Below are 15268 nucleotides of genomic sequence, written 5' to 3'. Positions count from 1 at the left end.
CTTCGTTGAAAGTAAAGGTAATCGGTGTATTAACATTGACACCGGTCACGGCGTTAGCGGGGGTGATGCTGACCGTCGGTGCTGTGGTATCGGCAGAGCTAATGCTGCCGGTAGTAAAGTGACTGGTGATGGCGGTTATTTTGTTGCCGACGGAGTCATAAAGGCCATCAACAATAACGGTATAGTCGGTATTGATCGTTAACGCGGTTGTTGGCGTAAAGGTGAGCGTACGATTGTCACTGCCGAGCGTGACAGTACCAGACACCTCCACACCGTTGGCTTGTATGCTTACGCTGTTGGCGGTACTAAAATTACTGACGGCTTCATCCATGACAAAGCGCAATTTGCTGTTAACGGCCAGATCAATCGCCCCATCGACAATATTTTGACCGACAATAACCGGACTTTCCAGATCGGTGACATTGCCGGTTGTAAAATACGTAATAGTGCTACTGTTAATCCGGTTTCCGGCCTGATCATACAAAGGCGCAAATATCGAGATATAAACAGAGTACCGCCGGTTGGCAAGTAAAGTTGCTGTCGGCGTTAGCGTAACTGTTTTACCATCGTCACTAAATACGGCTGTCGTTGCCAAATGCTGACCGGTAACCGTGTCATACAAGGCAATCGTTTCCGGATTGACGGTCAGCGAATTTAACCTTTCTGCAAAGGCAACGACTACTTTCGTGTTTACTCCGACATTACCGGTGGCATTGGCCGGACTGGTTTGCACCACGCTGCTTGAGGCTACATCGGCTCCGGCTCCGGCGCCGGTAGTGAAATTACGCGCCATAGCGCTGGCCAGCACGTTGCCGCTCAAGTCTTCAACGCCTTCTACATGGACGGTGTAAGAGGTGTTGGCCAATAGCGGCTGCGTTAGTTTTAGGGTCAGGATTTTGTGGTCAGCATTGAGTTCACGTACTGTCGTAATCACTTCGGCATTTTTGCGTAGCTCAACGCCATCAAGGCTTAAGCCACTGATCGCTTCATCAAATTGCACTTGTAGTTGTACGTTGGTCGGCGCCGCCAGTTGATCGGCTGCAATACTAAAACCAACAATATGAGGGCCGGTTGTATCCTTGTCAAATGAGGTGGTGAAGTAGTAATAACCCGAAATTAACGAATTACTGAACAAATCCTTGATGGAATTGGTTAGATAAATACTATACTGACGACCTACCGCAAGTCCGACATTAGGAATAAAATTCAAGCTTTGGGCGTCCCCACTTAAATTAATAGCCCCCGATACATATTTTCCGGTAACGCTATCGTAAAGCAGTAGGCTTTGATCAGTTACGGTATCGGCATTGACAGGCTCACTAAAATGAATCCCAATTACTGTATTGACTGGTACATTAGTACTATTGGTACCTGGATCTGTGCCAATAACAGTTGGTGACTTGGTATCTATGGTATTACCGGTTTTGTAGTGAAAAGAATAAGGTGTTGCAATCGGGTTACCGGCGCGGTCACGGATACCGTCAACAACCACTTTATACTCTGTATAGTCTGCCAAAATATCATCGGGTGTAAAAATCAGTTGCAGGCCATCGCCAGACAAGCGAACTTTGCCGGGAACGATAGCAGCACCCTCCAGTAATCCCTGATAAATTATAATAGAATTGGTGGCTATTAATTTTGCTGACAAGGGTTCATTGAGGGTAATGATAACCGGATTATTTTCTGGTATATCGACAGCTTCGTTAACGGGTGAAGTTGCTGTTACCGTCGGCGGCGTGATATCAGGGTTGAGTGGGTCAGTGCCGTTTTGCAGTTCGATGCCATCTTCTATGCCGTCATGATCCGAGTCGACATCAATAGGACTGGTACCCATATCGACTTCATCGCCATCCTTGATACTGTCGCCATCCGTATCCGGATTGGTTGGATTGGCTGTATAGAGTTTTTCTTGCTCATCACTCAAGCCGTCACGATCCGTGTCAGCCTGAACAAACAGGGTTGAAACGGGTGTTGTTGCAATATTGCCACCAAAGTCGGTGGCTTTGGCGGCAACGGTAATCTTGCTGCCTAAGGTTCCAAACGGTATGGTAACCGGATATTGGTAGGGCCGTGAAGTATCGGTGTAAACCACTTCACCGTTAACCATAAAAGATACTGACTTAACGCCGATATCGTCATCAGCGGTAGCTGTCGCGGTTATTTTTTTGCCTTCAATAGTTACGGTGTCCTGAGCAGGATCAATCATGGTAATGGTAGGCGCAACTTCGCCTTTATCTTCGGTCAGGCGGTATTGCGCAATAAATAAGCGGGTATTGCCATCAGTTCCATAATTTTGACTAACAACGTATGACTCTTCAGTGATATAAACAAAATTACTATCCAGTGCAATCCCGGTTCCTGCATAATCCCCCAAGCGAGATAAGTCGATAGTACCCTGAAATACTGCATTCGCAGGGTCTTCGATATTGACATAAGCGACTACGTTTGGAAATAGTTGTTCAGCAGCAAAGGCAAAGCCATCGGTTAATTCAATATCACGTGGTGCAAAACTGGAATCGCCCCCAACTATAGCTGGTTGGTTTGGATCGGTAATATCGACTACTTTCCATCCTGATGTATATGCAACCACATAAGCATAATTATCCTTCAGAGCTACATCCTTAACGGGTCCAATACCCAAGCTGCCTTCTGCAACCGGATTTATTTTATCGGTCACATCAATGACGTAAATGGAGCTTCCTGCCACCACAACGACATTATTGTCTTGTGCATCCACGCCCCTCGCTTCACCCAAACCGGTTATGGAGCCTGCTGATAATGGGTGGGCAGGTTTACGGACATCGACAATTTCAAGACCGCTATTGCCATCGGCAATATAGGCAAACTGGTTGTCGACTTTTACGTCCTGAGCAATACCTGCCGTATCATAAGAGGCCAATAGACTTGGTGTTGTGGGATTTGTCACATCAATAATCTGTAAACCATGGTCGCCATCAGCCAGGTAAGCGATGTTGCCAACTACACGGACATCTATTGCTGTTCCTGCCGTATCGAGGCTGCCGATGATAACAGGAGCAGCACGGTTGGAGACATTAATAATTTGTAAACCTTTGCTGCCTGCCGCTACATAAGCATAATCACCCGATACATCAACATTATTGGCATAGCCGGGAATCGTGATGGAAGATAATGCAATAGGGCTAAAGGTACCAATGGTGACGCTTACGGTTTTTTCCAATCCGGCATTTTTAACCGTCAGGTTGGCGGTGCCTGCCTGACCGGCAAACACCAAGCCGTCTTTGCCACCAAAATTAAGGACACTTAGATTACTTGAGCTGTAAGAGGTACCTGTGGAACGACTGGTCAAGTCGACCAAACTGCCATCGTTACGTTTACCCGATACCTTAACCTGAAGATTAGCTTCGTTATAAACCGTATTAAAAGTCATACTTGGATTATTCGGGCTTACCACCAACTCGATAAAACTACGCCCACCGCCATCGGCTTTGTCGGTTGGATTATAACCTGCCACAATTTCGTCCCGATCACTGACACCATCATCATCAGTATCGATTTTTAGTGGATCGGTTTTATAGCCGAGAGTACCATTTACTTCGTTGCCGTCACTTATATCGTCGCTATCGCTATCGGCAACTCTGATACCCGTACCCAGCTGGTATTCCTGTTGGTTGGTTAAGCCATCCTGGTCGAAGTCTTCTTGTGCATCCAAAGGATCATTAGGGTTCAAGCCGTTTGCCAATTCAAAATCGTCGGGCAGACCATCGCCATCGCTATCACCGCTAGTCGATAGGGTGATGCGCTTAAATGCGACCACTTCATCTTTTCTTGCGGTAATCAGCACACTACCGCTGGCTATACCAGTGGTCAAGCCTTCAGCATTAACCATGGCAATAGCGGGGTTACTGGAGGTGTAATTAGTGCCATTAGTCGAGGCCGTCACATCACGTTTGCTGCCATCCCGGTAAGTTGCCAGCACTTTAAGCTGAGCAGTTGCACCTTTGCTGGACAGGGTTTCAATGACAGGTTCGGTCACTTGTAAGCTGACGGGTATGGGTTCGATATTTTGGAAGATAATTTCCGGAACCTGGGCAACGCCATTTTGAACGATAGTAAAGTAGTCACTTTCACCGGAAAAAGTTTCTCCCAACTTGATACAGGTTGCCCGTGCACGAACCCGTCCCATCTGTGAAGGCACATTAGGCATAGTCCAGCTACCATCCTTATTCACCTGAACCGTGCGATTAAGAATGTTGACAACACAGTTTTCATCAAGAATGGTGGTACTTTGCGCTGGCCCGTTTAAGGTAATACCCAGAATAAGAATAACCCTATAAAGAAATTTACTTGACGGTAGTTTCATTATCTTGATTTCCTTAAATCTTAATTACCTGATTGTGTGTGCCTAAGGTTTTTTAAAGTTTTCAATGATAGTGGTTAAGGTCTAAACGGACTGTATGCCATTAAATTGTTGGTAGTCATCATTTTAATCATCGAGGATTGCTGCCGTAAATATGCTTGACGGCTTTAATCACAGTCTTTTCGAATATCAGTTTTATCAACGCGAAAACCTAACCAACTGTACCAGCCATCTTGACGCCTAACCTCTTCAGTTTTACTAAAATTGCTAACCGTAAAAAAATAATCGGTTATCGGAAAAATACCGACATTAAGTAGGGAACCGTTAATTACCATTTGTTCTTTCCATGTTCGTATTTCTTTTCCAGCTAAGCTTATTATTTTATATTCAACAGAATTAAAAATCGTGTTGTTAGCTTTTACTTTTCGCACAAAAAGATACTTATCAGAACAAATACCTGCGACTTGTGCATCGTGATTACCCTCTATTTCAGATAAATCCAGCTGCCAAATTTTTTTTATTTTATCTTCAATCTTAAATATATGTACTGTTGGTGGCACATATTTTTTAGTGCGAGTTAATACCTGCAATGAAGGGTAATTGTGTGTAGTCGAGATAAATTCTGCTTGTTGATATCCAGTCATTGGCAATTTTATTGCCAATGACTGCATACTTTCTTTGGAAAAACGGTTATCAAAGCTAAATAGCCAAATTGAATTACTGGCTTGATCAATGCTTTTTAATGCCGAACTAATTATGTAAATTCGACCATTAAATTCGCTAATATCATTAACACTTACAATACGCCGTTTTTCACTATTGATATCAATGACTGTCTGTATTGATGTATCGTAAGCCTGATAAACCAGTTTTATGGTATCTCCAAAAGCAATAACTGCAAGATAACCATCCTTAATATGAAATAGCTGACGAACGACGCCATTTTTATTTGAAAAAGCTGGTAAATCGATTGATTTAACGGTCTGATCGCTTGATCTATATAAAAATATCTGAACTTGTTTAGTGCTATGAGTGACTGGAATCCAATAACCATCAGCAACTTTTAAAATTTTGCCGATGAAATGTGAATCTGAAAAATCAAACGTAAGAAATGGCACGACCTTAGTATTTTGATTATTACGAATTTCATAAACAATAGTTTTACTACGCTCAATATTTACCTTGGACTTTCGCTGTTCTAAATACTTTTTATACAAAAAAATAATGCTGTGTTCGTTCTTATCAGCCGGAAATACGCTAACGACTTGTTGGTCTATGTTATGTTCATACTCAATTACAATCTGTTCAGATTTATCGGCAATCACCTCTGTGATGGACATATAAAAGAAAATAATGACAATGATTACATGGATACTTGGCTTCATACAAATCTCAAATATATTATTCAACCTAACAGCACTCACAATACTGAGTTTGCCGATCTTTATAAGCCGTACCTCCAAAGTTAGCTACCGCATTAGTATATTCAGGGCCAATGGATCTACAGCTATTGTATTCTTCATCATACTCTACGCATTCTAATGCATCAGCACGAGAACAAGGAAATGGATATCCAATATCACAACTAGCTGTCACTCCATCACCAAGAGCATTATCACAAGTTGCTTGGTCTGAGTTACATGATTGGTAACATATATCATGAATATTGCATGGCAGCGTTTGGTTGGCTGCCACCTCATTGGAAATACTGCCTAATACAGTGCCCCAAATGGGATTGGTAACATAAAGATTATAATTAGTTGCGAAAGGTAAATTATCCCAACTTTCCAAATCATCAGGCGAGTTTGAGCATCCATCAATTTCATGATTTTTGGCTTTATATTGCACTTTCTGAGGACATTTAGCTTGGAGAACAGAATAATCAAGACCGGTTTTTGAAACTGATTCTCCTTGAAAGCAACATTGGCTTGTCGAATCAGGTAGCTTGCCGTCAGCTTTATTTCCAATTAATCCATCTCCCATACATTCTTTACATATTTCAGAAGGTTTATCTAAGATATCGGCTATTGGTTTTGGACAGCCAGGTTTTTTACAGTCACCAGAAATATCAGCGGGTAAATCTGAATTATCAGGCTGTGAAGACTTACAATCCTTTGGTAACTGACAATCGCCTTTAACATCAGCTATTTTCGGTAAATTAACAATCTGGCAATTCGCGGATGTCGTTTGACATTCACCCGGACTCGAACAACAACCACTTCCTGTCGGCTGGCTCCCACAATGCCAGCCTGCCTTAATAACACCCACACCCTGATTACTGGTTATCACACTACCTTCGGCGTTAACCGTTCCCAATCCTATGGACACGAACTCTTCCAGATCATGGTCGTAGGAGTACATTTCGACTTGGGCACCTGGTTTATGGCCGTCAACATTGGGCAGGCTGAGTTTGGCCGGTGGGTCAAATTTTGCACCGATCGGTTGAATGGTGACGATAAATTGTGGCTGCATGCCATTGGGTGGTGCCATGGGTATCTTAGAGGCATTGACTGGTGTCACCGATAACTGGCCGGTTTTTTTACCATCCGGGAAGGTCACAGAACCTTTTTTAACTTCGAGAGCGAAGCCCGGTACATCAGGTAAAGTCAGGGTAACATCCTGATCGCCGACTTGTTTGGCATTGATGGTATCCAGTTTGACCAGATAAATTGGCGCAGCTAACGGGTTATCGGCACCGGCTATGGTAACCAGGTTAAAGGCCAGCGTCGACCATTCGCCTTCCGAAGTGATGGTGCTGCTATCGGCAATAAGTCGGACTGAACCGACTGGTGCTTCGGTTATTTTAAATTGACCTTGCGCATTTGATTGTGCTTCGCGAGTGGTGCCATCAACACGTATGGTAACGTTAGGTAATGGATTATCCTGATTATCAAGAACTACGCCAGTGATGCTGGTTTGTCCGGCTGGGCCTGCTTTAAGCGCTGAAGCGGTAAAACCGGCATAAAGTTCGGTGCCGACCAGTGTGGCGGTAACACGATGGACATCCAGGCCTTCTTCAGCACCCAAGGTCAGTTCTGCAGTAGCACGGCCATCGCTATCGGTAGTGTTGGTAACAGATACCTGGTTATTTTGGAATTTCCCGGTGCCTTGGGTCACTTTAAATTCGACTTGAGCGCCGGGTACAACATTAGCACCTTCATCAACGACTGCCACCACAAAAGGTTGTGGCAACGGTTGGCTGATGGCTCCTCGCTGATTGTTGCCGCTGTTGACGGTGACTTTATTGCCGGTACCGACGGTCGCTGATGCATGGAATAGCACTTCGCCATCGAAACCTGTTGACGTAGCTCTAACTCGTTGGTTACCGGTTCCCGCACGAGTGCCGAGTTTAAAAGGGGTTGCAGCGATGCCTTGTGCATCGGATTGTACCAGTGTGCCCTGATCCTGGGTGTCGACACCGACCATACCATCACCCTCGGTAACGCGAAAAATTACCGGTTTGCCGGCAACAGGCTGATTTTTTTCATCCAGCAATTTGATTTTTAACGGTGCGGCCAAGATGGCATTGATTTTTGCAGTTTGATTTTGTCCGCTAAGTATTTCTATATGCTGTGGTGCCAGTGGCAGATAGTTAACTTTGATACTAATACTGCTGGTATTGCCGACATTGTCAGCGCCGTCTATTTTGAGGATGTTATCGCCCTCGTTGAGAGTAATATCTTCCACCAGATAGCTACGATTGGAGATACTGGCGGCTTTACCGTTAACGGTGACAAGGGCCTGACCTTCAGCGACAGTGCCTCTGACGATATCGTTAATCAAACCCGATACGGCAATTTTATTACTGCGCACCGTATCTCCGTCTTTCGGCGATTCAACGGTAAGATAAGGCGGCGTCATGTCTAACGAAAGGGAAATAATATCGGTGACGTCTTGTCCTTGTGCATCAGTCGCACGGGCAGCGATGGTATTGTGGCCTTCATTCAGGGTAACAGCAGCCTCAAAGCTGCCATTGTTATTGCTGACCGGCGCGCCATTGAGGGTTATCCGGGCATCAGGGTCGGAAACCGACCCTTTAATAATTTGTGGTGTACTACCAACGGTAAGCAACGTTGCCGGACTGGTAATTTTGATAACCAGTGCCTGGGTTTTAGTGATTTGCCGTTCAACGCGGGTTTTAAATCGGAAGGTTTTGTGGTCGCTACCTTTACTGTTGTCACCTTTGATAATGACAGTAACAATGCCAGTTCCTGCGGACGAGAAGTTGGTACCGATATAGCCGGTAAGATCATAATAAGGCTCTCCGGTAGCTATTTTACCTGTGGCATTGCTGATACTGACTTTGGTTTTGGCTTTCAGAGATAAGCCAGTGATAATCAGCCGGAACGGTCCTGCCAGAGCTTTACCACTAACGTTACTGAGCTTTATGACTACCGTGTTATCTTTACTGCGGTGACCGTGAATCTGCTTAATCAATTTGACAGTAATTTGACTGTCAGGCACAACCTCCCAGTTACTGATAGTTGCCGCTAATACCTCGTGGTAATTAGCAATCAATAGAGCAAGTAACAAGAACATCATTATTGGCAGTCTTGCCGACTTCGATTCTTGTTTTCTGTTTTGAGAATGATACCTACTTTTAAATTTAACGCTCCGCAAGAAATTGGGCAAGCGCTGGATCACTAACATTCCTTGCTCCTTAATTTTTTAATGACGGTCAAGTCATCCGTAATCACGAACGGCATAGAAAAATGTAAATAAGACTACGATTTTTATGTAACCAAAATTATTTTGGCCATAGCTTTTAGGTTAGGTTCTATTAACGTTTTAAAATCAATAAATCAATGGGTTATCTTCATACAGTTAATGAATAGTGCCATCCAGATAATACGCCGTGATTCTTGACTTGTAAATAACGGCTATCATTGCCGGAATTTCATCGAAAACAATTTTATTATAAATTTTCTACTTGAAAAGCATAGCTTAAATTTTTAGACAAAACATCAGCAAAATCTAGTTAAATTGCAATAAATAAGCTCCACCTTAGTCCACTTTACATATTTAAAAATCATTCATGCTGATTGTCGAAGATGTTAATTAAAGCCCTATACTTAATATTTTTTACTGAAATTTTTCTGCTAATCTGTCTATGTCTTGTTTATGTTTTGTCCAAAAATTTAAGCTATACTTTCAGTTAGATGATTTGCAATAAAATTATTTTCAATGAAATTCCGGTAATGACAGCTGTTATTTAGAGGCCAAGAATGACGGTATATTATCTGGATGGCACTATTAATTAACCGTATGAAGATAACCCATTTATTTATTATTTTTGAAACGTCAACAGAACCTAAGGTGTCCAGATATTTTTACCGATCATCGTATAAATTTCCGGGTTGCAAGAGGATAAAGTTCACTTTTTTATAGCTTTCTTAGGCTTTCTCATCAGATAATCTTCTGTAAATCCGATAATTATTGGTGGCACTTATGAGTTGAATGTTACTTTGTAAGCTATGCTTTACACGTAAGTTAAATTTTCGTTTTATGACTATAAATACATTATCTCTTCGAGGGATGTTATTTGTTAGCGTCGAAACTATTTATTTGAGAATCTATAGAGGTAAAAAATGCACAGTTTTTGCGATGATAACTTTAGTCAAGCCTATAAATGAATGAACAGCTACATAAGAATAGTATAAATCTAAGGTAATTTAATGCGTGATAAGGAGTTTATTGGCTTATGACTGTCGCAACTCGAAACTTGATTGTTTTTCAGCCGTTGATATTTGGAAATCAAATTATTAATCAATTATTGGTGCACAATTGGGACGTGTATGTTGCCAATGATCTGGAGCAAGTGACTCAGTTATTATATAAGCATAAGTTCACGGTAGGCTTGTATTTGAGCGACAAGGTGTGCGGCGACAACTGTTTGATTGATAATTACACAAATGAGACGCTGCTGACCGAGTTACATTTATTATTTAATTCAGATGTACCTATTAATTGGATAATGGGTACACATAAAGAGTGCCAAGCGCCAATAATACCTGATTTTAATTCCAGTAAATTAATAGATAAATATTGCTACGATGACACAACTTTATCAGTTGATATTGACGACTTGTTAATTAATTTGGGTCATGCCTATGATATAAATAAAATTGATCTGCCTGTCGAAAAACAAATCAATAGCTATCCCTCCTGCTTTGGCATTATTGGCAATAGTTCATTGATGGTCAATTTGTTTAGCCGGCTTCAAAAAGTTTCTAAAGAAGACTGTTCTGTTCTCATCGAAGGTGAAACTGGAACCGGAAAGGAGTTGGTTGCTAACGCCATTCATAATAATTCCAGCCGCTCCGGATATCCGCTTGTTGCAATAAACTGTGGTGCATTTCCAAAAGATTTAATTCAGGCAGAGTTATTTGGTTATGAAAAAGGCGCATTTACCGGAGCACAGCGATGTAAAATTGGCCGTATTGAATCAGCGCAGGGTGGAACCCTGTTTTTGGATGAGATAGGCGATTTGCCTTTTGAACAACAAATTAATCTGTTACGTTTTCTTGAGGACAGAACAATTGAGCGTATTGGCGGGTCAGAGAAAATTGCTATTGATGTGAGGGTAATTGCTGCAACCCATGTAGATTTAAAAGCAGCGGTACTAAACGGAACCTTCAGGGAAGATCTTTATTACCGTCTTCAAGTATTGCAAATAAAAACGCCATCATTACGAATGAGAGAAAATGACATAGAACTGCTTGCTTATTATTATTTTAATAAATTTTCTGCGAGTGGAGTTTACAAGTCGACAGGATTTAATTCGGATTCTCTTTTTCTATTAAAAAATTACGAGTGGCCTGGTAATGTCAGGCAATTAATGAATGTTATTCGTCATGCTATTGTATTGTCCGAAAATCGTCTACTTACCCCAGCTGATCTAGGTCTGGAGAAGCGTCATAAAGATCGCACGTTACAGACCCTTGAGCAGGGTCGGGCAATTACCGATCGTGCGTTAATTTTTGCAAGTCTCCGCCATACCCACAATAACATTAGTCGCTCTGCCCAATTGCTGGGTATTTCGCGTGTAAGCCTCTACCGGTTGATGAATAAGTATGCTATAGATAATCTGGATTTTTAAAATCCTGTCTATGCGTAAAAATAAAGTTTTTATTTCAGGTAATAGTACGTTTACCGGAACCTGGAATGTAGGGCGAATTATCGTTTTGGATAATGCCTCTACCCGGCTTTTTACTTTTTCCGTCAGGTATCTTGGGAGTACTTGAGGATATGTTTTTTTTATACAAAAACCTGCGATGACTTGTTTTCTGTCCTAATTCTTGTGGACAAGCTGCCATTTTTTATAAGGCGCTTAAATTTGTCGTGATAATTAAATTTAGTTATGCTAACATCCTGCTTAAGAAATATTGGCAAGGATTTAAAGATTGCAGGGTTTTTAATTAAATGCAGCACCTGATAAAATTAAAAAAGTATTTTTGTTTCCTGACTTATTAATTCCAGGTAAGTTAGAAAAAGTTCAAAGCTGTAAAAATTAATTTTATAATTACTGAAAAACCAAAAATTGCTACAGATTTTAGAGTATGTAAAAAACAATCCATTGCTTGTTAAAATAATAAGACGTTGAGATAGATGTATCAAAAAAAATACACAATTAATGTTTTCTGATAATTGACAGGAAAGATAATCCTCAAAAGGTTTGCAGCATTAATAAGCGAACAATCTCTTTAAAACTGTAACATTTATGTTACAGTTTTTAAAATACAGCACAGTAATAACAATTTTAGTTATCTGACCATTTAGTTTAGGGACAAATTTCTTAAAGCTATTCTCTTTCTGTGGGCGAAATCCTACTAATCATTAAAGGCACCGGAATTTTAGGGTGCATTTAAAAAAGTAAAAGCCGTAATTCACATCGTTCAGTGGCTTTCTAATTTTGCCCACGCCAGTTAAATTTTCCTTTTCTTCTGTATCAAAAACAGTACAGTTATTTTCTGTTTTTACATCTCCAGTTCTCATCACGTCATCGTTAAAATAACATCTTTCAGATAAATAACTTCCAATTATCGTACCAAACTACATTGATTTTAAAAGACTTTAACTGTTAGATTTGGAAAGTTAATTTCTGAAACACTATCGCTTGAAAATCAATTGATCAATCTCCCTTGTTGTTTTAAACCTCGACCTTTAAGCCGAATGGAGTGCCCCGCAATAAGAGAAGCGAGGTTGCTTTATTGCGCGTGTATTGGAAGCGGGACTGCATAACTCTTCCCAAATTTTGGCTTCATCCCAACTGTAATTTCCTTATTTCTTGTATTCATTGGCACAGCATTTGCTAAATAAAATTTAGCCATCATTTTGTCAAATCTAATTTAATAGACTTAACCTCGATTTGGCAGGAATGATGCACCTAAATATAGGAAGCATGGCTAAATTATATGACTTATTAAAGTTATTTCTCTGATTCAAAATCCTGATTTAATGAAGGTGTCAACATGAAACAAACACAAGTTGTAGATGCGCTAGATACAGCGAACTTTGATATACATACAGTTGAAAATAAAGATAACCTGATCCAAAGATTCAATGTCCATTTAAACAAGGTTACCTTGCGTCGCGCCATTCAATTTGCATTGGCAGGTTCCATGCTGGCTAGCGGTATGGCCTCAGCGGTACTACTGGATCATGGGCCATCTGATTCAGTTATCACTTTCCCGCAGTGGTATCGTGATACTGAAGGATTGGCACTGGGCTTGTGTACATCAACATCAGCCTTCTGTTTTCCTTTGGCTACCAATCCGGCCGGGTTTGTGGGAAATATTGGTGATGAGGCCTTTTACAGCTTGGTTGAGTTTAAGAATACAGCCACGGGATCGGATTTTGAATATCGCTATCTTGGCGCTTTGGAGGCATCTTATTTACCAGGTCCAACGCCCAAGCGTGGCGATGAAACTGTGTTTGCCCGGATTAGGATCACCTTCAATTTTAACGATGTCAATAAAAACGGTACCTACACGATAACGCATCCCTTCGGCGTTCATACTTTTGAAAATGTGCAGGCGACCACCAAGTCCAATCTGCAAGGCTCACAAGCTGCTAATTTCTTCACCGTGGATGTTCCTCTGGGAACTGGATTTGACGGTGCGTTGGCAGGGCCGTTAGGTCCCTTTATTAAATGGGATACGGATCTTCCGCTGGTTTCCGGTGCAGAAGAATTTGTCGGTGATCCCACTGTTCCACATACCTTTACCGGCAGTCCGTTCGGCACCAATTTTATTCGAATACAGGGGCCGGTTGGATCTAACTTGGATGGGTTAGGTAACGATTTTATTGAGGAATCCTTGGGTAATGTTCTCGGTCAGAAATGGACTGCACCGATTGCTCAGGCGTTGAAAGTCGATGCAGCTTATAAAGTTCGTAAGTCGGGCATCAACGGTGTTGATGTTTGGGCAACGTCAACGCCCGACCAAAGATTAATCGTCACGGGTGAGGGTATGCCAAGTCTACAACTGTTCCCAAGCGGTAAAGTGGCCGGTAAATATCATGGTCATATCGAGTATCCTTCGACACAAGCAGTTCCTCCGCAAATTACCGTGACCAATCTGAGCAGTAACCCGGTGAATAGTGTATCGATGGGGCTCAAAGATGGTGTGGAAATCAGTCAGGCGAGTTTTGAGACCACAACACGTCAAATTTTAATTGTAGCGCATTCCTCAGATGAAGTTACTAATCCAGGTTTGGTGGTAGAAGGTTTAACTGACGTAATAGCTAATGTGCCGGTTACTCCACCTGCAATAACTACGGCAATGACGCAAGCGCAATGTCCTGCTACGGTCACCAATCCGGTTAGCGTCTGTTTCACGGGTTCTTTGCCGGATACGATAGAACCACCTGAAAGTATTTCGGTATTGTCTACTGAAGCAGGTTTTCATGCTGATCATTTGTTAAGCATTAACGGCGCTCCGCAAAATCCGGCGAATCCACCGGTTGCAACAAATATTGCAGCCCCCGGGCTTACTGTAAGTACGGGTGGATCAACTGCACTAACGGGTGCTCTGCCAGTTGACGCGTTGATTATTAAGCAACCGGCAAACGGAATGATCGCTTTCGTTAACAGTGATTGGATTTTTACCCCTAATGCAAGCGCTATAGTCGGTACCGACAGCTTCAAGTTTGTCCGGCAAGCAGCTAATAATGCACCGGTTTCCAACGTAGCTACCGGCAATTTGACGATTGCTTTTAATCCAACTGCGCCTACGGCTGTTGCGGATCAGTTCGCGGCGAGTTACGCCGGAACTGTGGCCGCCAGAACCAAAACGATGACAATATTGGGTAATGATAAACGGGCTTCTGCCAATGCGCTTGATGTAATCAATCCTGCCAGCTTGACTATTGTGACCCAACCTACCAAAGGTAATTTGGTCAAACTTGCGTCAGGCCAAATCACTTATGTAACGAAAACAGCCACAGCAACGTCGGGTGGTGCAGATTTCTTTGATTACACGGTGAATAACTCTTCTACTCCGGCTCTGACGTCCAATACGGTAAGAGTGGATATTACCAACTTTTCCGCTGCGGAAGCAGTTCGTGTGACCAGCGCAAGATACACGATAGCATCAGGAAAGTGGGTTGTCGTCGGCACAACAAGCTGGTTCGGTGCCAATCTGACACAAACGGACGCCACCTGCTGGACGGGTACTGGCGCGGCTCCAACCAGTGCGACGTTGATCGGTACCGTTCCGGTTGATAATACCGGCAATTTTCAACTGGCATCAGTGGGAACTGCTCCTGTAGGTATTAATAATGGCGCCTTGAGATGTAAGACCTCGAATGGCGGATTGGCCGCCGGAGTTACAGTGGCTAAATAAGTAATCGCGGATTTCTATGCCGTAAAGCTTTCCCACCGGTATTCGAAAGAGGCCGGTGGGACAGTTTAAACGGTTTGGGAGGCAG

Annotated in this window: 6 protein-coding genes; 3 read left to right on the top strand and 3 right to left on the bottom strand. The window is 42.3% G+C overall.

The annotated features are described in order from the left end of the window. The 3 genes from N7974_RS06895 to N7974_RS06885 form a co-directional block, all read right to left on the bottom strand. Nucleotides 1-4342, bottom strand: a 4342-nt coding sequence (locus N7974_RS06895) for an Ig-like domain-containing protein (protein ID WP_262964899.1), incomplete at its 3' end; no start/stop codon positions are given. 164 nt (nt 4343-4506) lie between these two features. Continuing rightward, nucleotides 4507-5724 (bottom strand): hypothetical protein, encoded by a 1218-nt coding sequence (locus N7974_RS06890; protein ID WP_262964898.1) that lies wholly within the window; start codon nt 5722-5724, stop codon nt 4507-4509. Nucleotides 5725-5749: 25 nt separating this feature from the next. Continuing rightward, nucleotides 5750-8881, bottom strand: coding sequence for a carboxypeptidase regulatory-like domain-containing protein (locus N7974_RS06885; RefSeq protein ID WP_262964897.1), 3132 nt, complete (start codon nt 8879-8881; stop codon nt 5750-5752). A gap of 1159 nt (nt 8882-10040) precedes the next feature. Between N7974_RS06885 and N7974_RS06880 the strand changes: the two genes are divergently transcribed. From N7974_RS06880 to N7974_RS06870, 3 genes are all read left to right on the top strand, one after another. After that, nucleotides 10041-11438, top strand: coding sequence for a sigma-54 interaction domain-containing protein (locus N7974_RS06880; RefSeq protein ID WP_262964896.1), 1398 nt, complete (start codon nt 10041-10043; stop codon nt 11436-11438). A gap of 10 nt (nt 11439-11448) precedes the next feature. Next, complete coding sequence (locus tag N7974_RS06875) at nt 11449-11583, top strand: hypothetical protein (protein ID WP_262964895.1); 135 nt, start codon at nt 11449-11451, stop codon at nt 11581-11583. Nucleotides 11584-12810: 1227 nt separating this feature from the next. Continuing rightward, nucleotides 12811-15183, top strand: a complete 2373-nt coding sequence (locus tag N7974_RS06870) for a hypothetical protein (protein ID WP_262964894.1) — start codon at nt 12811-12813, stop codon at nt 15181-15183. The last annotated feature ends 85 nt before the right edge of the window (nt 15184-15268 follow it).

Source organism: Methylobacter psychrophilus (assembly GCF_025583945.1).
GTDB classification, from domain to species: Bacteria; Pseudomonadota; Gammaproteobacteria; order Methylococcales; family Methylomonadaceae; genus Methylobacter_C; species Methylobacter_C psychrophilus.
The sequence above is the reverse complement of the archived record's forward strand: the minus strand, read 5'-3'. Positions and strand labels throughout refer to the sequence as shown.

Coding starts and splice junctions, on each gene's coding strand:
- N7974_RS06890 (WP_262964898.1), bottom strand. CDS start 5,724: ATGAAGCCAAGTATCCATGTAATCATTGTCATTATTTTCTTTTATATG.
- N7974_RS06885 (WP_262964897.1), bottom strand. CDS start 8,881: ATGATGTTCTTGTTACTTGCTCTATTGATTGCTAATTACCACGAGGTA.
- N7974_RS06880 (WP_262964896.1), top strand. CDS start 10,041: ATGACTGTCGCAACTCGAAACTTGATTGTTTTTCAGCCGTTGATATTT.
- N7974_RS06875 (WP_262964895.1), top strand. CDS start 11,449: ATGCGTAAAAATAAAGTTTTTATTTCAGGTAATAGTACGTTTACCGGA.
- N7974_RS06870 (WP_262964894.1), top strand. CDS start 12,811: ATGAAACAAACACAAGTTGTAGATGCGCTAGATACAGCGAACTTTGAT.